This is a genomic window from Leminorella grimontii (assembly GCF_039789245.1).
GTDB classification, from domain to species: domain Bacteria; phylum Pseudomonadota; class Gammaproteobacteria; order Enterobacterales; family Enterobacteriaceae; genus Leminorella; species Leminorella grimontii.
In genome coordinates, this window is record NZ_CP146357.1 from 2773092 (window position 1) to 2791963 (window position 18872).

Consider the following 18872-nt stretch of genomic DNA (forward strand, 5'->3'; position numbering starts at 1 on the left):
ACAAAGTAACCCATTGTTTAATCGATTACTTTTGTATTTAGCCAACGGTTTAACTATTTCAAATGAGGTAAAAAAACCCTTATTAAAAAAATAGAAAATTGAGCGGCGGACATATTACACGATATTTGTACGATCATTAAGATCAAATTTTAATTTTTAATGTCCAAATTTAGATCGAAAATTAAATATTTTACAGAATTAAATTCCAAAAAAATCATTCACCATGAGACAAAAGCAAAAAATATGGTCAAAAACAGATAATTAAGGAGAAATAAGGCAAGAGTTTTTTGAATGGTAAAGAAGATAAAAAGAAAGGAAAATATGCTAAAAGGATAGGGTATATCGTAATAGAACGGTCTCTAAAACAATTAAGTCGGCCAATATTGGCCGACTTAATTTTCATCTACGAGCTGTATTAACGCAATTGAGCTACTTACTGCGCCTGATGGCTTTATTTACATAGTAGGCTAGCACCATAAAAGCTACCCAGGCCAGGCCGACGTACAGCGACACTCGGGTCGTCGGGAAGTAGCCGATAAGTACGATAATGCCCACCAGGAAAATCAGTGCAATCACCGACGTCGTCGCACCACCGCGCAGCGGGAACTCCAAATTAGCCACCTGTTCCGGCGTCAGCTTGCGGCGAAAGCCAATCTGCGCCAGCAGGATCATTATCCATACCCAGACCGTTGCAAAGGTCGCAAGCGAAGCAATCACGACGAACACGTCTTCCGGAATGATGTAGTTAAGGTAGGCCGCCACCAGCAGACCCACCATCATCACGATGACCGTAACCCATGGCACACCGCGTTTATTCACTTTGGTAAACACCTTCGGCGCATGCCCCTGCTCGGCAAGCCCGAACAGCATGCGTCCCACGCCGAAGACGTCGCTGTTAATCGCGGAAAGCGATGCGGTGATAACGACAAAGTTCAGAATGCCGGCGGCGGCAGTAATGCCCAGATTCTCAAAGGTCAGTACAAACGGGCTGCCGTGCGTACCCACCTGATCCCACGGAAAGATGGACATAATAACGAACAGCGTACCGACGTAGAAAAGCAGGATACGGAACGGTACGGAGTTAATCGCTTTGGGAATGGTCTTCTTCGGATCTTCCGCTTCACCGGCGGTGATGCCGATGATTTCAATTCCGCCGTAGGAGAACATCACCATCTGCAGCGACAGGATCATGCCCAGCGCGCCGTGGGCAAAGAACCCGCCGTTGGTCCACAGGTTGTGAATGCCGGTCGGCTGGCCCTGATTGCCAAAGCCCCAGACGATGATGCCGATCCCAGCCAAAATCATAATGACGATGGTCGCTACTTTGATAAAGGCCAGCCAAAACTCAAACTCGCCGAAGACCTTCACGTGCACCAGGTTGATGGCGCCGATAATCAGCACGACGCTTAAGCACCAGACCCACAGCGGCACGGTTGGAAACCAGAAGCTCATGTACAGGCCGAACGCCGTGACGTCGGCGATAGCGACGATGAGGATCTCAAAGCAGTACATCCAGCCCGTCAAATAGCCGGACAAAGGCCCCAGGTAGTCCTGCGCGTAGCGAGAAAACGAGCCCGCCTGCGGATTATGGACCGACATTTCCCCCAGCGCTCGCATAATGATAAAAGCGAAAATACCGCCAATAAGATAGGCTAAAAGCACGCTTGGCCCCGCCATCTTGATTGCGCTTGCTGACCCGTAGAACAGGCCGGTACCTATGGCAGAACCTAACGCCATAAACCGAATATGGCGGGCGGTCAGCCCCCGTTTAAGCTTGTTGGTCTGTTTTTCCATGCGATGTTTACTCTTCTCTTATCATTATTACGCCGCAGACAGGGCCGCGGCGTTTTTCATGCATCGGGTCATTTTGCCCGCTAGTCTAACCGGATAGTTAAGCGTTGGATGTCTTGTTCGGTGCAGCGCACAGGCGGTCAATGATGCCTGCAATCACCAGCGTCACCAGCATGGGAACCAGCCACGCCAGCCCTTGACTCGCGCCCGGCAGTTTTCCAACCCATGACGGCAATATCTCCGCCATAGGAGAGCCTTTAATCGCGTCCAAAACGCCGACCAGTGATGTTACCAGCATTACCGGGATCATAACACGACTTTCACATTTCCAAAGATTGCTGATGAAGCTTAGCAGCACCAGAGCAATACAGGGTGGATAGATGATGGTCATCACGGGGACAGAAAATTTAATCAGGTGGCTAAGCCCCATGTTAGACACCACCATAGAGAAGAGAGCCAGTATGAAAACCAGCGAGCGGTAAGACAGCGGCAGCAGCTTCGAGAAAAACTCGGCGCAGGCGCAGGTCAATCCTATCGCCGTCACCATGCAGGCGACGAAGATCATGATAGCCAGAAACAGGCTGCCATAACCGCCGAACGTATACTGTATATAGGCGTGAAGGATATCCGCACCGGTGGTCGCATTAGCAGCAAGAGAACCGCTGCTCGACCCCAGATTGAACAGGCTTAGGTAAACCAGCGTCAGGCCGATGCCGGCAATAATGCCGGCTATCATCGTATAGCGCGTCAGCAGCATCGAGCTTGATACGCCGCGAGAACGGGCGGCGTTGACGATAATAATGCCGAACACCAGCGCGCCGAGCGTATCCATCGTAAGATAGCCCTCAACGAACCCTTTGGAAAAAGGAATATTTTGATAGACCTCTAGCGCAGGAAGATGGTGCCCTGCAGGCCAAATCAACGCCGTCGCGCCCAGAATCGCCAGCGAGACAATCTTAAGCGGTGCCAAAAAGCGCCCAACGGTGTCCAACAGCCTGCCCGGATAGAGGGAAACCAGAATCACCAAAGAGAAATAAACGAGGCTATAGATAAATAGAGGAAGCGGGCTTTCTTTATTCGTCAGCAGAGGCGCAATGCCCAGCTCGAAGGAAACGGTGGTGGTGCGCGGCGTAGCGAACAGCGGCCCGACGGACAGATAACACACCGTCGCCAGCAGCAGGCCGGCTTTTTGACCGATGGGCGCGCTTAACGACTCAATGCCTCCGCCGACGCGCGCCAGCGCGATCACGGTAATGACGGGAAGACCCACCGCAGTTAACAGAAAGCCAAGGGAGGCAAGCCAAACGTTTTCACCCGACTCTAGCCCCACCATAGGTGGAAAAATGATGTTCCCAGCGCCGACAAACAGGGCAAAGGTCATAAAGCCCAGGGCAATGATATCTCTAGAATTTAACTGTTTCATAATAAGGAATTTGGCAAAAATGAATCTTTTTCGCTACGCATCGGATACGGCGATTGACGCTTTTTCATCGATTAAAGACGCAAAGTTTCCCTAAAAAGGTCTGGAGAAAAAGGCATTCCGCACGCGCTTTTTACGATAGCGCCGTTCAGGACGCGCTAAGTAAACACAATAACAGTGTTAAAAAACAACCCTCGGCGGCCATCACAGAATAATCATCTAAAGATAATTCTAATACAGGTGATATAGCCACACAAAACCGCAGAAATAACCAATAATCATCGAGCGACATGCTCACATTTTAATCAGCTAATCGCACGGGTAAGCGGGCAAACCCCAAAACGTTTCCCCCTGCTACGGCTCAGCGGCAGAATAAATATCTAACGGTATGAATGAGAGGAATTTCCCTCCGCCGGCTGCCACACTGTCGTACAGCATTTGGTTATGCTCAGATTTAAAAAACGGATACCATGACGAAAAAAATCGGCAACGCCGCTATAGGCGGCAGACGGGGATTGACGATGAAACAGGCACCGCTACGCTGGAGCGACGATTTTATGTATCAGGCCATCCTGAGGCACGATCGCAGCTATGACGGCAAATTTCTGACCTGCGTACTGTCCACCGGCATATACTGCCTGCCTTCCTGCCCAGCGAGAAAACCGCTGTTAAAAAACATCCGCTTTTTAGCCAACGAGAGAGAAGCGGTTGATGCCGGATTCCGCATCTGCAAACGCTGTCGACCCGACTTGTTCTATCGGGGAGAAAACGCCGACGTTCGGCTGTTTGACGCCATGCTTGAACGCCTTCGCGCAGAGCCTGCGAAAATCAAAGGCGTCGCCGCGCTGGCGAAGCTGTGCGGCGTTAGCAGCACCAAGCTTAACGAGTTGGTGCGCCACCACGCTCACCTTTCCCCCGCGGACCTTATCGGCAAAGAGCGCGTACGAACCGCCGGTCATGCGCTGCTCTCAACGACTGAAAACGTCTTGAACGTGGGGCTTTCCGTCGGCTTCGCCAGCGAGGCAAGCTTTCATCGGCAATTTTTGGCCCATATGGCCATGACGCCCAGCACCTATCGGGCGCTTAGCCGAGCGAATGAGTTTAGCCTAAAGCTGCCCACCGACTATTCGCCGGACGGGATCTGGCGCTACCACCTGCGCGACCAAAGCGGGCTATCAGAACGGTTTGAAAACGGCGTATTTACCCGTGCGCTGTGGCTTGACGATCGCCCGGCGGTTGTCACGCTGCGCATCGGCGACGGGCAGGCCCACTGCCGCTGGGAAACGGCCCCGAGCCCAGAGGCGTCGGCAAGCGCCTCTGGAGTGGAGGTCCACCGTCAGGTGATGAAGCTGCTTGGGCTGCATACTGATACAGGTGCCTTTTACGCTGCCGCAAAGCAAAATCCGACGCTCAAGCGGCTAGCCGACGCGACGCCCGTTCTGTACGTTCCTCTTACGGCAACGCCGTTTGAGGCGCTGACGTGGGCGATTATCGGCCAGCAGATTAACCTGACCTTCGCTGCTGCGCTGAGGCACGATTTAATCAAGCTTGCGGGAAGACAGGCCTCCGACGGAGGGCTTTGGATCCACCCTCGCCCTTCCGACATTGCCGTACTGTCCCCCGAAAGCTTGACCCGCATTCGATTTTCTCGCGCCAAGGCCAATTACCTCATTGACGCGGCTCGCGCTATTGCCGACGGCTCGTTCGACCTTGATTCGCTGGCCTACGGCTCTGCCGAAACGGCAGAAAAGACGCTTTGTCAACTCAAGGGCGTCGGCCCCTGGACGGCGCGCTATACCATGATGCGCGGACTGGGCTTTGCCGACAGCGCCCCCGTCGGCGACAGCGGCCTGGCCGCAGCGCTGGTACGATTCTACGCGTTGGAAGCCCGCCCCAACGCGGCTCAAGCCGAGCAGCTGATGCTGCCCTTTACCCCTTTTAGAACACAGGCGACGGCCCACCTGTGGGAAACCCTGAGGACACCCTATGCAACAGAGTAATAAACCCCTGCGCAACGCGGTCGCTTTTGGCCTGATAGAAAGTCGATTTGGTCCGCTAATTGCCTGGATTAACGATGACGGCCAGTTGGTCAGGCTCTCTTTTCATCTGGAACACGACAAAGACTACGCGCAGCAGCACGGCATTGAACGCTGCGATAAGCGCATTGCCTTCGTTGCAGAGCAGATCCAACAGTATCAACGGGGCGAGCGCCGCACGTTCGATCTCCCCATTGCGTTAAACGGCACGCCCTTTCAAATGCGCGTCTGGCAGGAGCTGTGCCGCATTCCGATGGGCGAAACCATCACCTATCGTACGTTAGCGGAACGCATCGGCAACCCCAAAGCGGTGCGCGCGGTGGGGAGAGCCAACGGCACCAACCCTATCAGCCTGATCGTTCCCTGCCATCGTGTCATCGGTTCGGACGGTTCTCTGACGGGATATGAGGGCGGTATTGCCATTAAAGAAAAGCTGCTGAACTTCGAGAAAGGAGCGCAGTAATCCGCCATGATAAAAACGGTTTTGCTGTTTGTCGCCACCGCGCTGGCGGAAATCATCGGCTGCTTTTTACCCTGGCTTTGGCTTAGGAAAGGCGCATCCGCATGGCTGCTTTTTCCCGCAGCGGGAAGCCTGATGCTGTTCGTCTGGCTTTTAAGCCTGCACCCTGCCGCCAGCGGACGCGTCTACGCCGCCTACGGCGGCATCTATGTCGCCACCGCTTTAGTGTGGCTGCGCTGGGTCGATGGCGTAAGGCTGTCAACCTACGACTGGCTGGGCGCAGCCGTCGTCGCGTGCGGCGCGCTGATTATTATCAGCGGCTGGCGCGCCTAAGGCAGGTAAACCTTAAGTTTGTGATTGTTACATCAAAAAAAGCGTGGGAAATCCGCTATAAGTTTGAAAACGAGCCACTTCATACTTAAGGATCTCCCATGCCGGATTCATCCCAGCTTATCGCCTTTTCCCTGCTGTCGCTCGGCATGGCCTTAACGCCCGGCCCCAATATGCTCTATCTCGTTTCTCGCTCGCTGTCTCAGGGAAGAACCGCGGGGCTCATCTCTCTGATTGGCGTTGCCTTGGGATTCGTTTTTTACCTTTTCTGCGCCGCGGCGGGCATTACGACGCTGATGCTGGCAGTCCCTTACGCTTATGAAGCCCTGTGCTTTGGCGGCGTGATTTACCTATTGTATTTAGCCTGGCAGGCGATAAAGCCCGGCGGCGTTTCGCCGTTTCAGGTGCGCGACCTGCCCAAAGACGGGCCCAAAAAGCTGTTTATGATGGGACTGGTGACTAACCTGCTTAATCCCAAAATCGCCATTATGTACCTTTCCTTGTTGCCGCAGTTCATTACGCCGGCCCACGGCAGCGTGATGACTCAATCGTTGATCTTAGGCTCCATTCAGATTGTCACCAGCATTACCATAAATGCCGCTATCGCGATTAGCGCAGCCTACATCGCCAAGTTTTTAACCGGCCGCCCCGCCTGGATCCTGGTTCAACGTTGGCTAATGGGCGGCGTATTGGCGGGCCTTGCCGTTAGGATGGCGTTTGAGGCGAGAAGATAAGCCACATCTTTGCAAAAAGTTTCTATCATTGTTACTTTGCAACCAAATATAAGCGGCCATAATCAGCTATGATTAAGCTACATTTGGAAACTTACTACAGTGCGCGGAGCAACTATGAAAAAGGCAATGGCAATTTCTCTATTCTCTCTGTTTATGCTGGCCGGCTGTAGCAGCTCGCCAACCGTCGGCAACTGGTCAAAGGAAGGTACCTCCGCAGAATCGGCCAACGCGGACAGAATTCAGTGCGAAGAGGAAAGCAGAGCGTCAGCCAATTCCAGCTATCACCTCGACGTCATTGACGGAGGCGGTACCGATGAGGCAATAAACAGCCTTTTGGTGAAGGAACAGCAGCAGGTTGATAAGGTGGGTGAATGCATGAAGGCAAAGGGCTACAGCAACTATTAGGCTATTATTCCGAGACACCGCCAAAATCAAGCGTCGTAAAAGATCGCCAGAGCCCGCCAACGGCGGCGGGCTCTATAGTCAGCCTTATACCGTTATTTCACTCTTTATAAGCGCCATAGATGTACTTAAGCTGAAAACTTTTTTTACACGCCATGCAGCGATAACGAGTCATTCCAGATTTGGCTTTTCCATGCAAACGAACGTCAGATACCAGCCCACAGTGCCGACAGGCCGGCTTTTCCTTTCGTTTTAATAAGTGCATATAGTCCATAAGTAGGTTCAATTATTATTCCCTAATAAAATGGCTTTTCAAAGCGGCGATCACAAGAAAGAAAAACAACCCCTATTCAATCAATAATTCTCTGAGAGTAAATAGCACTTATTTTTCTTCCACCTAACAACTACCAGAACATAAAGTAAAGTGCGGCATTAATATTCTTAAAGAAGCTAATCCATTTAAGATTATAGTCTTAAACAGAGGCTTTGATTTTGCCATAAAAAAGTCAAAATAGATAAATTAGATCGAAAAATTCATTTATATAAGATATACATTATAAAAAACATAAAACTACAGATAAATACTCCAATTATCAGGTTTCAATCAATCTAATGATCTAATTATGAGTAACAATCAGAAATAATTAATTATATTCAGGTTTGGCTTTTACGGAAAAGATAAGCGGATACAGGGTCGATTTGAGTAATACGCCACTTGTTTAAGAAAATAAAATTAAAAAAATAACTAAATGGCCTATTAGTACAAAACAGAGTATTCATAAAAACGTCATCTGATATGGCCAAGCGAAAACAACAGATTTGATACAGTTCAATCTGTCGAGCCATCATTGTTTTTAAGAATAAAAAGATAAATATAGCAAACAGAAATTAATCAACACATCGATAGCAAAATGCCGATTTAAACACGACCAGACGAGAAACGAACCCAACGGCTGCCCCATCGTAAAACACAAACGGCGGCCTTGGCCGCCGTTAAACGCCTTTATCGCTTAGCGACGAACCAAATCGTCGCCGTAGCCTATCCACTTATAGGTCGTTAACGCTTCAAGCCCCATCGGGCCGCGAGCGTGCAGCTTCTGGGTGCTCACGGCCACTTCGGCCCCTAACCCAAACTGCCCGCCGTCGGTAAAGCGCGTGCTGGCGTTAACGTACACCGCTGCGGAGTCCACCTCGTTTACAAAGCGTTCCGCGTTAAGCAAAGAGCGGGTCAGGATGGCATCTGAGTGAGCGCTGCCGTGTTCACGGATGTGCTCGATAGCTTCGTCAATCCCCTCAACGATAACGACGTTGAGATCTAAAGACAGCCATTCGTTATTCAGCTCTTCCTCGTTAAGCGCAACCACCTTCGCAGGGCCTGACAGGTGCATTTGGGCTTCCGGCGTTGCGTGCAGCGTCACGCCGCAGGAAGCCATTTTTTCACTCAGACGCGGCAGGAAGGAAGACGCTATCGAGCGCTGCACCAGCAGGGTCTCCAGCGTATTGCAGGTGCTAGGGCGCTGGGTTTTCGCATTTTCAATCACCGTCAGCGCCTTATCGACATCGGCCGTCTCGTCGACAAAAGTGTGGCACACGCCAATCCCGCCGACAATCACCGGAATCGTGGAGTTCTCTTTGCAAAGCTTATGCAACCCGGCGCCGCCCCGGGGAATAATCATATCGACATAGCGATCGAGCTTGAGCAGCTCGTTGATGAGCGCACGGTCCGGGTTATCGATAGATTGAACGGCCGCCGCAGGCAGCCCGCACTTCTTCAGCGCCAGTTGAATAACTTCCACCATCGCCTGATTGGTGTTGACCGTCTCTTTGCCGCCTCGCAGGATAACCGCGTTGCCGGTTTTCAGGCACAGTGAGGCGACGTCTATCGTCACGTTGGGGCGGGACTCGTAAATCACGCCCACCACGCCGAGCGGAACGCGACGGCGCTGAAGATTTAGCCCGCTGTCGAGCAGTGAACCATCGATGACGTGTCCCACCGGATCGGTCAGGCGGTAAACGTGGCGAACGTCGTTGGCAATGCCCGCCAGTCGGGAAGGCGTCAGCAGCAGGCGGTCTATCATGGCTTCGGTTAATCCGGCCTGCCTGGCGCTGTCGACGTCTTTTTCATTTGCCGCCAAAATGACGTCGCTGTTCGCCTCCAGCGTATCCGCCATAACGGCCAACGCCTGATTCTTTTTCGCCGAACTTAACAGCGCCAGCTGCCAGGAGGCCTTTTTGGCTGCAATACCCATTTGTTCTAACATTGGCTACTTCTCCTAGTTGACTATCATGTCGTCGCGATGGACGGCGACCGGGCCGTATTCATATCCCAGAATGTCGTCAATCTGCTGGGAGTGATGCCCTGCAATCATTCTTAACGCGTCGCTGTTGTAGCGCGCAACGCCGTGCGCCAGATCGCGGCCGCTTTTATCGCGAATGCGGATCACTTCGCCGCGAGAGAAGTTCCCCTTCACTTCTTTAATGCCCTTAGGCAGCAGCGAACTTCCGCGTTCTAAAATGGCCACTACGGCGCCGTCGTCGATGTTGACCTCGCCGGCCGGCGGCGCGCCGAATATCCAGCGCTTGCGGTTTTCCAGCGGAGAAACCTGTGCGTGAAAGCGGGTGCCGACGGAAACGTTATTGATAACGTCGACAATGGCGCCAGATTTGCTGCCTGCGGCAATAACCACCTCAATGCCCGCTCTGCCCGCGACGTCCGCGGCCTGAAGCTTGGTGGCCATGCCGCCCGTACCCAGCCCAGAGACGCTGTCGCCGGCAATCGCCTTAAGCGCGCTGTCGATGTTGTGCACTTCTCTGATAAGTTCCGCATCGGGATTGGCGCGGGGATCGGCGGTAAATAGCCCTGGCTGGTCGGTCAGCAGCAGCAGCTTGTCGGCCTCGCCGAGGATGGCCGCCAGCGCAGACAGGTTGTCGTTATCGCCCACCTTGATTTCCGCCGTAGCGACGGCATCGTTTTCGTTAATGACGGGGATAATGCCGTTATCCAACAGCGCCTGCAGCATATCGCGGGCGTTGAGAAAGCGCTCCCTGTCCTCCAGATCGGCGCGAGTCAGCAACATCTGACCGATATTTATGCCGTAAATAGAAAACAGCTGCTCCCAAAGCTGGATCAGGCGGCTCTGCCCGACCGCCGCCAGAAGCTGCTTGGACGCGATGGTTGCCGGAAGTTCCGGATAGTTCAGGTGTTCCCTTCCCGCAGCGATCGCGCCGGAAGTTACGATAATAATGCGATGCCCCTGCGCATGAAGCTGAGCGCACTGGCGAACCAATTCAAGGATATGGGCGCGGTTCAAGCGAAGCGAACCGCCCGTTAATACGCTGGTACCCAGCTTGACAACCAGCGTTTGGCCGTTATTCATAGTTATTCTGCCGTCATTAACACCAAGAAAATAAAGAGTGAAGACCTTTTTAGCAGGTGTAACGCATTATGCCAACAGGCAGCATGAGATTATCGATAAAAATCCTCGACAGGGAGGAGAATGGCGGCGTTTCCCCTCGCGCCCGGCGTTTTAAAGCGGCGAGCGCAAGGGCGCATTTTAGGGCGCGAGCCCCTAGCGTTCTGCCGGGCGAAGCGTCAGGTTTAGCGAGGAGAGATAGTCGTTCAGGCGCTGTTGGAAAACCTTCAGGTTGCTGTCAATTTCAGACATCACCGCGGCGTCTTTAATCGCCTTAGCCTGCCAGTCGCCGGCTTTATCATACAGCCCAACCTGACAGCGGTAGGTAAATCCCTGCTCGTCGGCTTCCAGCTCCATCCACCAGCCCCAGAACTCTCTCTTTTCCGGCGCGGGCTTGCTGCTTACGCAGACCGCCAAACAGTCAAAAAAGTAGCGATGCCCTTTACTCTGAGCTTCCCTAATGTACGGCCCCAGGCTAACAAACTCTTTCATCAACCGACTTCTTGAATGACCATTTGGTAACAGCATCGCGTTGCCCCTGTTATTGGATGTATATCATCTTTCGCGTATTCGGCCGCGCTGACGTACCCAAACGACGCGCGGAAAATAACACTATGTTAACATATTTTCTGTTGGATCCATCCTGTCAATTGTGTCAGCCCCTCTTTTAAGTTACCGAGCAGCGGCGTCGCGCCGACGTTTATCAGCTTGCCTTCGGCGCTGGAAGAAACGATGAGCTTGGATTCCGACTGCGGGCTAATCACGTCGTTCTCAAAGTTGACGCTGCACATGGGCAGCGGGTTGCGGCGGCCAAGCAGGCCCTGTACCTTAAGCGAATAGCGGCTAAGCTCGCTGTGCAGCAGGTTATCGGTGGTGGAGTCCAGCTTCAGGCGGCTGGCGATAATGTCGCGATAGACGAGCGACGTTTTAGCCTGGCTCTGTGCGTTGGTGAACAGATCGTGGACGATAGGCCCAATGCAGGCGACGCCCTGCAGCCGATGGGATTCCAGATAGCCCAAACGCACGGCGACATTGGCGCCGAACCGGATGCCCAGCGCAACGACTCGCCTGTCGTCCACCCAGGGAACGCTATTTAGCTGGCTCAGCACCTGACGGTGCAGCAGGCTGGTGTCTTCCGTCAGGGTCCACTTTGAAGAAAAGCCCAGCGAGGGCAAATCGACGCACAGCATGGCAATGCCGCTGGGCGCCAAATACTGACGAAACAGCGAAGAGTAGTCGCAAAGCAGGTTATCCAGATTCCCGCACATTAGCACCGTAGGGTAAGGCCCTTTGCCGCCCTCGGGAAGATGCAGAAAACCGGTCAATGTGCCGCCTTCGACCTTAAAATCAATCGACTTAAGCTCATAGGGAAGATAGTTGGCCGCTTCCCTATAGGCGCGATCGGCCAGCAGCTCGGCCTGCTCCGCCAGCCTGTCGCCCCGTAAGTGCGGATAGCTGGCGATACTGTACAGGCTGCACGCTTTAAGCCAGCAGGCGCCCGCCTTGGCCGGATCTTTACAGGCGAGATCGAGCGCCTCTTTCTGCCATACCATACCTTCCTTAGCCCACTCATAGATCCAGTTACCGCCGCGATAGCCAACGACCGTATCAAGCAGCGCCTCATTCGTGCGCTCGTTGGTCGACGCCGCGATGCGCGCCAGCACGTTTTCCACCTCAATCGGATCGACGCCGCGCCACGCCCAAACGACCTTATTGATCATCCGGTACCAGTTCGACTGACTTTCTCCGTCAAGAGAAGAGTGAACGCTGCCGCCGGTCTGAACTACGCGTTTGACCAGCGTAGAGGTTTCCGGATGCTTGAACGAAGGTTTAAACAATATTTCAGAAAGGTTTGATTTTGGCATTGATGGACAACCGCCTCCTGCTTAATCGCGAGAGTGTGAGGACAATAGCCATGATACTCAATAAAGCAACACGGGAGAAGAGAGCGGCAAGATTTATATTCGTTAAACGCGTGTGATTAAGAAAAATTGAAGAAATATAAAAACACATCCATCTTAGTGCATCTAATAACGTAATGAAGGAACGTCAATACCGAGATCTATTATTGAGACAATGATGTTATTTCCTAATAAAAAGCCACTTTTAAAAATAGACAATAAATAAAACCTTGCTAAGACAATGGGCCATTAGTACAGGTGAAAAACAGTAATTCCATGATTAATATTAAAAAATAAATTACCAAAGAATTTATGGCATTACGTATCCGCCCCGCTATAGTTATTAAAAAGAGGAATTAAAAGGTTCGGGTCATATCTCCACCTGAATGAATAAATCTCAGGATGAACAATTTATTGTTGAATATAGTCTCTCTGGTTTATCACGTTTGATTTAAAAATTATCTAAAGGTGGCAACATGAAAATATGGCCAGCACCTGCGCTCGGCTTACTGTCCGCGCTGTTTGCTTTTTCTTCATTTGCAGATGAGGTCAACGGTACGCTCGGCGTGAAGTTAATCATCACAAACGGCTGTGCCGTCAACGGGGGCGGCGTCACTGCATCCAGCCCCGATATGGGTCTGCTGGACTTCGGCAGTACGGCGACGCTGTCTCAAAGCCTCGATGGCGAAGCCATCAGCACCACAGCTGGCGCGCTCCAAATTCAGTGCACCAGCGCGTTACCCTACAGCATCCTTATCGGGGCAGGCTCCCACGATCTGGACGATCAGCGCCGTATGGCTAAAGGATCCGAGTACATTAGCTACAACCTGTACCAAGATACCGGACGCAACACGCAGTGGAGCAAAACCGGAACCGTCTCAAGAACGGCAACCGGCGCTCAGGAAAACCTTGCTATTTATGGACGAGTCCCTCCACAAGACGTACCCAGCGCCGGCACCTATACCGATACGGTACAGGTTACGGTGAGCTGGTAGCCGCCGGAAACAGCAAAAAGTGTTCGGCCTTTATCCGCCAATACGAGCCCGCTATAAACGCGGGTTCCTCTGCCTGCCTCTGCTTTTCCACGCTATGGCAGGCAGTAGCGCAACCCAGTCGACGTCGCTCACAGTTTCAGCAACGCTGCTTGCTACCTGTAGCGCCGGTTCAACCACCAACGGCGCTACAACCTTTGGCACGCTGGACTTCGGCAGCCGCTCTCTCATATCACAAAGCGTCGACGTCGTCGGCCAGGCTAACGCCGGCGCGGTGACGGTGCAGTGCTCCAGCGGCGTCAGCTACCGCGTCGTGCTCAGCGGCGGCAACAGCGGCAATACCGCCCAACGCTATATGCTTGGCAAAAACGCCGGACAAACGCTGCCTTACAACCTGTACAGCAACGCAGCCTACACCAGCGTATGGGACAGCGTCAGCGGCGTAACCCGCACGGCGACCGGCCAGCCGGAAGTGCTTCCGGTTTATGCGCGCGCCCCCGCGCAAAACGCTCCCGTTGCGGATACCTACCAAGACACCGTTCAGGTCACCGTAAGCTGGTAAAGAGGAGAAGACGGCGATGCCTACGTTCAGTCAGACGCTTCGACGCGCTCTCCCGCTCGCACTTTTAAACGCAGCCCTGCTTAACGGCGCCTACGGGGAAACCATCAGCACGCAGCTGCAGGCCAGTGCGACCGTTACGGCGGGGTGCGCCTTGGGCTCAGGCGGCTCGGGGAGCGCTTCATTCGGCACGCTTAACTTCGGTAACGGCATTACCACCCTTTCCACCCCTATCGACGTTGCCTCTGCGGCGAACGCCGGCTCAATCTCGCTAAGGTGTACTCCCAGCACGCTGGTAAAAATCGACATCGACAGCGGGCTTTACGCCGGCGGCGTCATCGGTTCAGGAAGAGCGATGAAGCATGCCACTCAGAGCGGCACGCTGAAATACCAGCTTTATCAAGACAGCGTGCGCACCGTGATATGGGGCAACGGCAGCAACGGCGGCCAGTCGATGAGCTTAACCACCGACGGCACTCAACAAAACGTCACTATCTATGCTCGCCTGTTTTCGCTGCCCGGCATTCCGGCCGCGGGCCAGTATAGCGATACCGTCATTATTACTTTTACCTATTAATACAGTGAACGTTGGATAACATAATGATTAATCTAAAAACATTGACTCTGGCCTGCCTTCTGGTTCCGACGTGCGTAAACGCGGCCTCGGTGCTCATCTCCCCTATCGATCCGGTCATTGAAAGCGACCAAAACGGCGCATCGCTCTGGCTCGAAAATCAGGACAGCAAGCCCGTCTACATGGAAATTAAAGCGGTTCGCTGGGAGCAGCGCAGCGGTGAAAACGGCTATGCCAAACAGAGCGAGGTCACCGTAAGCCCGCCTTTCGCGCTCATCTCCCCCGGTAAGCGCCAGCTTATCCGGCTGATAAAAAACCAGGCCGCTCCCGCGGGTCAGGAACGAGCTTACCGCATTTTTATCGATGAAATTCCTCAGGCGGCCAATGAAGAAAAAGGGGGAGCAAGCGCTGGCGTCAACTTTCAAATGCGCTACTCCATTCCCCTGTTTGTCTACGGTACGGGCCTGACTGCCAGTCAGGAATACGCAAAAGCCAAAGGGCTTACTTCCGCTCTGCCCGCGCTTAGCTATCGCCTGACGCAGGGCAAGATTGAGGTCAAAAACGACGGTGCGGTGCACGCCCGATTATCAAAATTGACTAATGCCAACGGAGGCGTGCTGATTGACGGCCTGGTCGGCTACGTCTTACCCCATTCAAACGTAGCCTTTCCGCTCCCCAAAGGAAAAAATCCGGCAGGCGGCGCGCTACAGGCAACGGTAAACAGTGAACGGGAACCCGTACGGCTGACGCCGCGTTGATGTGACGCTATGCCCCGTCAATTCAGGCGTTCATCGCCGCTCGCCGTCGGCTCTGTCGCGCTACTGTCTTTACTGACAGCAGCGGCCTTCGCCAATTCGGAACAAGAGCCGTCGATTTCCGACGACGGCGTCAAAGCGCCAAGGGCAGTCGGTGCGCTGCCCGATATGTCCCTGATGTTGGAGCCGGTCATCAACGGTCGGCCCGGCCAGAACGTGCTGGCGGTGGACTACAAAGACGGCCACTACTATATCTCCGCCTCCGAGCTTAGCCGCCTGGGGCTTCCCGTCGATGCGTCAAGTACGGAAAAAATAGCGGTCGATGAAATAAAAGACGTCACCGTGACGTACGAAGGCGAAAGCCAGAAGCTGTTTATCAGCGTTCCGACAGAATGGCTGCCGGAGCAGCGGCTGTCTGCGTCAAGGCTCTCGTCGTCGGCGGCGGCGGAAAACCCGCTGGGGCTTTTGCTCAACTACGACATCTACGCCAGCCATTCGTCAGACGATTCAAGCCCGGATGCGGTTTCTGCCTACACCGAACAGAGGGTATTGGGACTGTTCGGCTCGCTTTCCAACAGCGGGGTTTACAATCAGCATATCAACGGCGAAAGCGAGGACGAGAATAACCATCGCTATCTTCGCTACGATACGGTGTGGCGCTATGACGACGAACCCCGCATGCTCAAGTATCTCGTAGGAGACGCCATCACCGGTTCGCTGCCGTGGAGCAGTTCGGTTCGCCTCGGCGGCGTGCAGATCTCTCGCAACTTTTCCGCCAGGCCCGATTTGATAACCTACCCCTTGCCGCAGTTCGCGGGGCAGGCCGCCGTCCCCAGCTCCGTTGACGTCTATCTGAACAACTACAAGTACACCAGCGCTAACGTCAACCCTGGCCCCTTCACCGTTGAGACCGTGCCTTACATCAACGGCGCGGGCAATGCGACGGTGGTCGTAACCGACCCGCTGGGGCGACAGGTTAACACCGTCGTCCCCTTTTACGTTTCCAGCTCGCTGCTAAAACCCGGCCTGACGGACTTCAGCCTGTCCGCCGGTAAAATCAGAAATAACTACGGCATTAAAAATGCCGACTACGGCGCTAACGCTGCCAGCGGCATCGGGCGCGCGGGCCTGACGAGCTGGATGACGCTGGAAGCTCGGGCAGAAAGCGCGGAAAAGCTGAACGTAGGCGGCCTGGGCGCCGTAATTAAAGTAGGGAACCTCGGCGTCGTCAACGGCGCTTACGGCATCAGCCGCTCCCGCCCCGGCGCCTTTAGCGCGTCAGAATCAGAAATGGATGACGCCAGCCAATCCTCGTTCTACAGCTCAAAGCAAACGGGCCGACAGCGCTCGCTGGGCTACGCCTACACGCAAAACTACTTCAGCGTCAACGCGCAGCAGATAGACCGCAGCGACGGCTATGGCGATTTGTCCAACTATCAAAGCGGCTACCGGCTGGACAAGCGCAGCCGTCAATTGACCGGCAGCGTCTCTCTTCAGCGCTTTGGCTCCGTCGGCGTCGGTTATTTTGACGTCATGCAGTACGACGACAGCCGCCTGCGGCTGCTCAACGTCTCCTACAGCACGACGCTTTTTGGCAACAACAGCCTATATGCATCGATGAACCGTGAAATAGGTTCGTCCGGATACAGCGCGCAAATCACTATCAGCATTCCGTTCAATGCTATGGGCAGCGCGACCGTCACCTCCAGTCGGGATACGGAAAACCGCTGGAGCCATCAGGCGACCTACAGCAAAGCCGCGCCTACCGACGGCGGCCTGGGCTGGACGCTGTCCTACGCCAAGCGGCCAAACGACCAGTCTGACTATAAGCAGGCCAACCTCGACTATGCAGCCAACGCCTACCGGCTACAGGGCGGCATTTACGGCGATCGCGATAAAACCTACTGGGGAGAGCTCAGCGGGTCGCTGGTCGCCGTGAAGGGCAACTTGTTCGCTTCAAAAACCATCAACGACGCCTTTGCGCTGGTTTCGACCAACGGCTATGCCGGTGTCCCCGTTCGCTACGAAAACCAGCCGCTGGGAAAAACCGACGACGACGGCTACCTGCTAATCCCCTCCGTGACCGCCTACGCAGAAGGGAAATATGAAATAGATCCGATGGGCCTGCCGGTTGACGTTCAAATACCGACGGTTGAACAGCATCGTGCGGTGAAGGGAAGCGGGGGAACCGTTATCGAATTTCCGCTGCGCAAGGTCGTCGCCGTCACCTTGACGCTGGTCGATGAAAATAGAACGCCACTCCCCAGAGGCAGCCTGGTGCGTCAGGAGGGGCAAGAAGACATCGCCTACGTCGGCTGGGACGGAGAAACCTACCTTGGCAACGCCGCCGCCGACAATGCGCTGCGGGTGACCCGCGCCGACGACGGGCGTCAGTGCCGGGCGAGCTTCGCCCTTCCTGCCCCTATTCCCTCCGGCTGGACGCCGGGCGAACTTATTTGCAAAGAGAGCCACAGCCATGACTAAGAAAACGGCGCTACGCGTTTCGTCCCTCGCCTTCGGCCTGTTCTTGTGGACGGCGCTTTTTACTCCCGTCGCCAGCGCTGCCTGCAGCATCACGTCGCCGTCCACCCCCATCAGCCTCGGCACGGTTAGCGCCTTTAATATCAATAATGCGCCGCTGTCGTCGTCCGGCGCGGGCGGGATGGGCTGCTCCGGCCTTAGCGTCGGCATCCTGTCGGAAAACACCTTAACCGGTAAAATACTGACGTCCAGCGGGCAGCTCAATCTGGTCAACGAGCAGAACGCCAACTACAAAATTCCCTACGGCCTGTATGCCGATAAAAATTATCAGTACCCGTTTACGCTAAGCAATACCATAAACTACGGCTCTTCCGGGCTTAACCTGCTGTCGCTGATTTTCGTCAGCAGCGGATTTAACGTCACGCTCTATGCAAAAACCTTTGCCAACTCGTCGTCTCCGGTGCCTGCGGGAACCTACAGCGACACCCTAACCATTCGTTGGACCTACCACATGTGCACCGCCCTGCTCTGCTTGGGCTATGAAGACGGCAACGATATCAGCACGATAAAGGTCACCGTCGTTGTCACCAAGGACTGTAAAATCGACAGCGCGCAAAATATCGCCTTCGCCCCCAGCGCGCTGGTCGACGGCTTTACGCCCGTCACGCCCACGGTCGCGCTGACCTGCTCGCTCAATACGCCCTACACCGCCTATATCAATAACGGCACTTACTACAGCGCGCCGTGGAGAAGAATGAAAAAGAGCAACGCCGAAAGCTACCTTCAATACAACCTTTATGCGCCAAACGACTCCACGGTCTGGAGTAACAGCACGCCGCTTTCAGGCAGCGGCACGGGCTACAGCCAGACCCTTTCCTACAGCGCCCGTATCAACCCTAACCAGCCGGCCGCACCGGCAGGGAGCTATAGCGATACGCTGATGTTTGTTGTGGAGTATTAGAAGAGGGTTCCCATTTGAGAAAAAAGAAAGCCCTGGAAATTTCCAGGGCCAAAAGCTATTTCA

Annotated in this window: 18 protein-coding genes; 11 read left to right on the top strand and 7 right to left on the bottom strand. The window is 54.1% G+C overall.

Annotated elements, in window-relative coordinates:
- Window positions 1-429: 429 nt before the first annotated feature.
- Window positions 430-1794 carry a proline-specific permease ProY gene (gene proY / locus V8L73_RS12915; RefSeq protein WP_027275931.1) on the bottom strand — a complete coding sequence of 455 codons (1365 nt, stop codon included), beginning with the start codon at window positions 1792-1794 and terminating at the stop codon, window positions 430-432.
- 97 nt (window positions 1795-1891) lie between these two features.
- Entirely contained in the window at window positions 1892-3217 is a 1326-nt protein-coding gene (gene brnQ, locus V8L73_RS12920; RefSeq protein WP_134389122.1) for a branched-chain amino acid transport system II carrier protein, read from the bottom strand.
- 464 nt (window positions 3218-3681) lie between these two features.
- Between brnQ and V8L73_RS12925 the strand changes: the two genes are divergently transcribed.
- The 5 genes from V8L73_RS12925 to V8L73_RS12945 all read left to right on the top strand — a co-directional run bounded on the left by V8L73_RS12925 (window position 3682) and on the right by V8L73_RS12945 (window position 7176).
- A complete protein-coding gene (locus V8L73_RS12925) occupies window positions 3682-5211 on the top strand; it encodes a DNA-3-methyladenine glycosylase 2 (RefSeq protein WP_347253176.1) in 1530 nt (509 codons plus the stop codon).
- Window positions 5198-5710, top strand: a complete 513-nt coding sequence (locus tag V8L73_RS12930) for a methylated-DNA--[protein]-cysteine S-methyltransferase (protein WP_347253177.1) — start codon at window positions 5198-5200, stop codon at window positions 5708-5710. The genes V8L73_RS12925 and V8L73_RS12930 overlap by 14 nt, the downstream gene beginning before the upstream one ends.
- A gap of 6 nt (window positions 5711-5716) precedes the next feature.
- Entirely contained in the window at window positions 5717-6040 is a 324-nt protein-coding gene (locus V8L73_RS12935) for a YnfA family protein (protein WP_027275928.1), read from the top strand.
- A gap of 98 nt (window positions 6041-6138) precedes the next feature.
- Window positions 6139-6771 carry a LysE family translocator gene (locus V8L73_RS12940; RefSeq protein ID WP_027275927.1) on the top strand — a complete coding sequence of 211 codons (633 nt, stop codon included), beginning with the start codon at window positions 6139-6141 and terminating at the stop codon, window positions 6769-6771.
- 114 nt (window positions 6772-6885) lie between these two features.
- Window positions 6886-7176, top strand: coding sequence for a hypothetical protein (locus V8L73_RS12945; RefSeq protein ID WP_027275926.1), 291 nt, complete (start codon window positions 6886-6888; stop codon window positions 7174-7176).
- Window positions 7177-7273: 97 nt separating this feature from the next.
- Here V8L73_RS12945 and V8L73_RS19905 read toward each other — a convergent pair whose 3' ends face one another.
- From V8L73_RS19905 to frsA, 5 genes are all read right to left on the bottom strand, one after another.
- Window positions 7274-7447 (bottom strand): IS1/IS1595 family N-terminal zinc-binding domain-containing protein, encoded by a 174-nt coding sequence (locus V8L73_RS19905; RefSeq protein ID WP_422655628.1) that lies wholly within the window; start codon window positions 7445-7447, stop codon window positions 7274-7276.
- 736 nt (window positions 7448-8183) lie between these two features.
- The gene (gene proA / locus V8L73_RS12950; protein WP_261832255.1) at window positions 8184-9434 is read right to left on the bottom strand and encodes a glutamate-5-semialdehyde dehydrogenase; all 1251 of its coding nucleotides are present in this window, start codon (window positions 9432-9434) and stop codon (window positions 8184-8186) included.
- A gap of 12 nt (window positions 9435-9446) precedes the next feature.
- The gene (proB, locus tag V8L73_RS12955; RefSeq protein WP_261832256.1) at window positions 9447-10550 is read right to left on the bottom strand and encodes a glutamate 5-kinase; all 1104 of its coding nucleotides are present in this window, start codon (window positions 10548-10550) and stop codon (window positions 9447-9449) included.
- Between the two features lie 192 nt (window positions 10551-10742).
- On the bottom strand, window positions 10743-11114 hold the full coding sequence (gene crl / locus V8L73_RS12960; protein WP_027275923.1) for a sigma factor-binding protein Crl: 372 nt from the start codon (window positions 11112-11114) through the stop codon (window positions 10743-10745).
- Between the two features lie 89 nt (window positions 11115-11203).
- Window positions 11204-12451 carry an esterase FrsA gene (frsA, locus tag V8L73_RS12965; protein WP_347253178.1) on the bottom strand — a complete coding sequence of 416 codons (1248 nt, stop codon included), beginning with the start codon at window positions 12449-12451 and terminating at the stop codon, window positions 11204-11206.
- A gap of 512 nt (window positions 12452-12963) precedes the next feature.
- On the opposite strand from frsA, the gene V8L73_RS12970 reads away from it, so the two are divergent.
- From V8L73_RS12970 to V8L73_RS12995, 6 genes are all read left to right on the top strand, one after another.
- Window positions 12964-13482 carry a Csu type fimbrial protein gene (locus V8L73_RS12970; RefSeq protein ID WP_027275921.1) on the top strand — a complete coding sequence of 173 codons (519 nt, stop codon included), beginning with the start codon at window positions 12964-12966 and terminating at the stop codon, window positions 13480-13482.
- A 94-nt stretch (window positions 13483-13576) separates the two neighbouring features.
- Window positions 13577-14041 carry a spore coat U domain-containing protein gene (locus V8L73_RS12975; RefSeq protein ID WP_347253179.1) on the top strand — a complete coding sequence of 155 codons (465 nt, stop codon included), beginning with the start codon at window positions 13577-13579 and terminating at the stop codon, window positions 14039-14041.
- 16 nt (window positions 14042-14057) lie between these two features.
- Window positions 14058-14615 carry a spore coat U domain-containing protein gene (locus V8L73_RS12980; RefSeq protein WP_347253180.1) on the top strand — a complete coding sequence of 186 codons (558 nt, stop codon included), beginning with the start codon at window positions 14058-14060 and terminating at the stop codon, window positions 14613-14615.
- A 23-nt stretch (window positions 14616-14638) separates the two neighbouring features.
- Entirely contained in the window at window positions 14639-15370 is a 732-nt protein-coding gene (locus tag V8L73_RS12985) for a fimbrial biogenesis chaperone (RefSeq protein ID WP_027275918.1), read from the top strand.
- Between the two features lie 9 nt (window positions 15371-15379).
- Window positions 15380-17851 (top strand): fimbria/pilus outer membrane usher protein, encoded by a 2472-nt coding sequence (locus tag V8L73_RS12990; protein WP_347253181.1) that lies wholly within the window; start codon window positions 15380-15382, stop codon window positions 17849-17851.
- On the top strand, window positions 17844-18809 hold the full coding sequence (locus tag V8L73_RS12995; RefSeq protein WP_347253182.1) for a spore coat protein U domain-containing protein: 966 nt from the start codon (window positions 17844-17846) through the stop codon (window positions 18807-18809). Before V8L73_RS12990 ends, V8L73_RS12995 begins: the two co-directional genes overlap by 8 nt.
- Window positions 18810-18872: the final 63 nt, after the last annotated feature.

Bases quoted from the DNA above. Each gene is read 5' to 3' on its own strand.
- V8L73_RS12975 (WP_347253179.1), top strand. From the start codon at position 13,577: ATGGCAGGCAGTAGCGCAACCCAGTCGACGTCGCTCACAGTTTCAGCA.
- V8L73_RS12980 (WP_347253180.1), top strand. From the start codon at position 14,058: ATGCCTACGTTCAGTCAGACGCTTCGACGCGCTCTCCCGCTCGCACTT.
- V8L73_RS12940 (WP_027275927.1), top strand. From the start codon at position 6,139: ATGCCGGATTCATCCCAGCTTATCGCCTTTTCCCTGCTGTCGCTCGGC.
- proA (WP_261832255.1), bottom strand. From the start codon at position 9,434: ATGTTAGAACAAATGGGTATTGCAGCCAAAAAGGCCTCCTGGCAGCTG.
- proB (WP_261832256.1), bottom strand. From the start codon at position 10,550: ATGAATAACGGCCAAACGCTGGTTGTCAAGCTGGGTACCAGCGTATTA.
- frsA (WP_347253178.1), bottom strand. From the start codon at position 12,451: ATGCCAAAATCAAACCTTTCTGAAATATTGTTTAAACCTTCGTTCAAG.
- V8L73_RS12930 (WP_347253177.1), top strand. From the start codon at position 5,198: ATGCAACAGAGTAATAAACCCCTGCGCAACGCGGTCGCTTTTGGCCTG.
- V8L73_RS12995 (WP_347253182.1), top strand. From the start codon at position 17,844: ATGACTAAGAAAACGGCGCTACGCGTTTCGTCCCTCGCCTTCGGCCTG.
- V8L73_RS12945 (WP_027275926.1), top strand. From the start codon at position 6,886: ATGAAAAAGGCAATGGCAATTTCTCTATTCTCTCTGTTTATGCTGGCC.
- V8L73_RS12935 (WP_027275928.1), top strand. From the start codon at position 5,717: ATGATAAAAACGGTTTTGCTGTTTGTCGCCACCGCGCTGGCGGAAATC.
- V8L73_RS12925 (WP_347253176.1), top strand. From the start codon at position 3,682: ATGACGAAAAAAATCGGCAACGCCGCTATAGGCGGCAGACGGGGATTG.
- V8L73_RS12985 (WP_027275918.1), top strand. From the start codon at position 14,639: ATGATTAATCTAAAAACATTGACTCTGGCCTGCCTTCTGGTTCCGACG.
- V8L73_RS12970 (WP_027275921.1), top strand. From the start codon at position 12,964: ATGAAAATATGGCCAGCACCTGCGCTCGGCTTACTGTCCGCGCTGTTT.
- V8L73_RS19905 (WP_422655628.1), bottom strand. From the start codon at position 7,447: ATGGACTATATGCACTTATTAAAACGAAAGGAAAAGCCGGCCTGTCGG.
- V8L73_RS12990 (WP_347253181.1), top strand. From the start codon at position 15,380: ATGCCCCGTCAATTCAGGCGTTCATCGCCGCTCGCCGTCGGCTCTGTC.
- crl (WP_027275923.1), bottom strand. From the start codon at position 11,114: ATGCTGTTACCAAATGGTCATTCAAGAAGTCGGTTGATGAAAGAGTTT.
- proY (WP_027275931.1), bottom strand. From the start codon at position 1,794: ATGGAAAAACAGACCAACAAGCTTAAACGGGGGCTGACCGCCCGCCAT.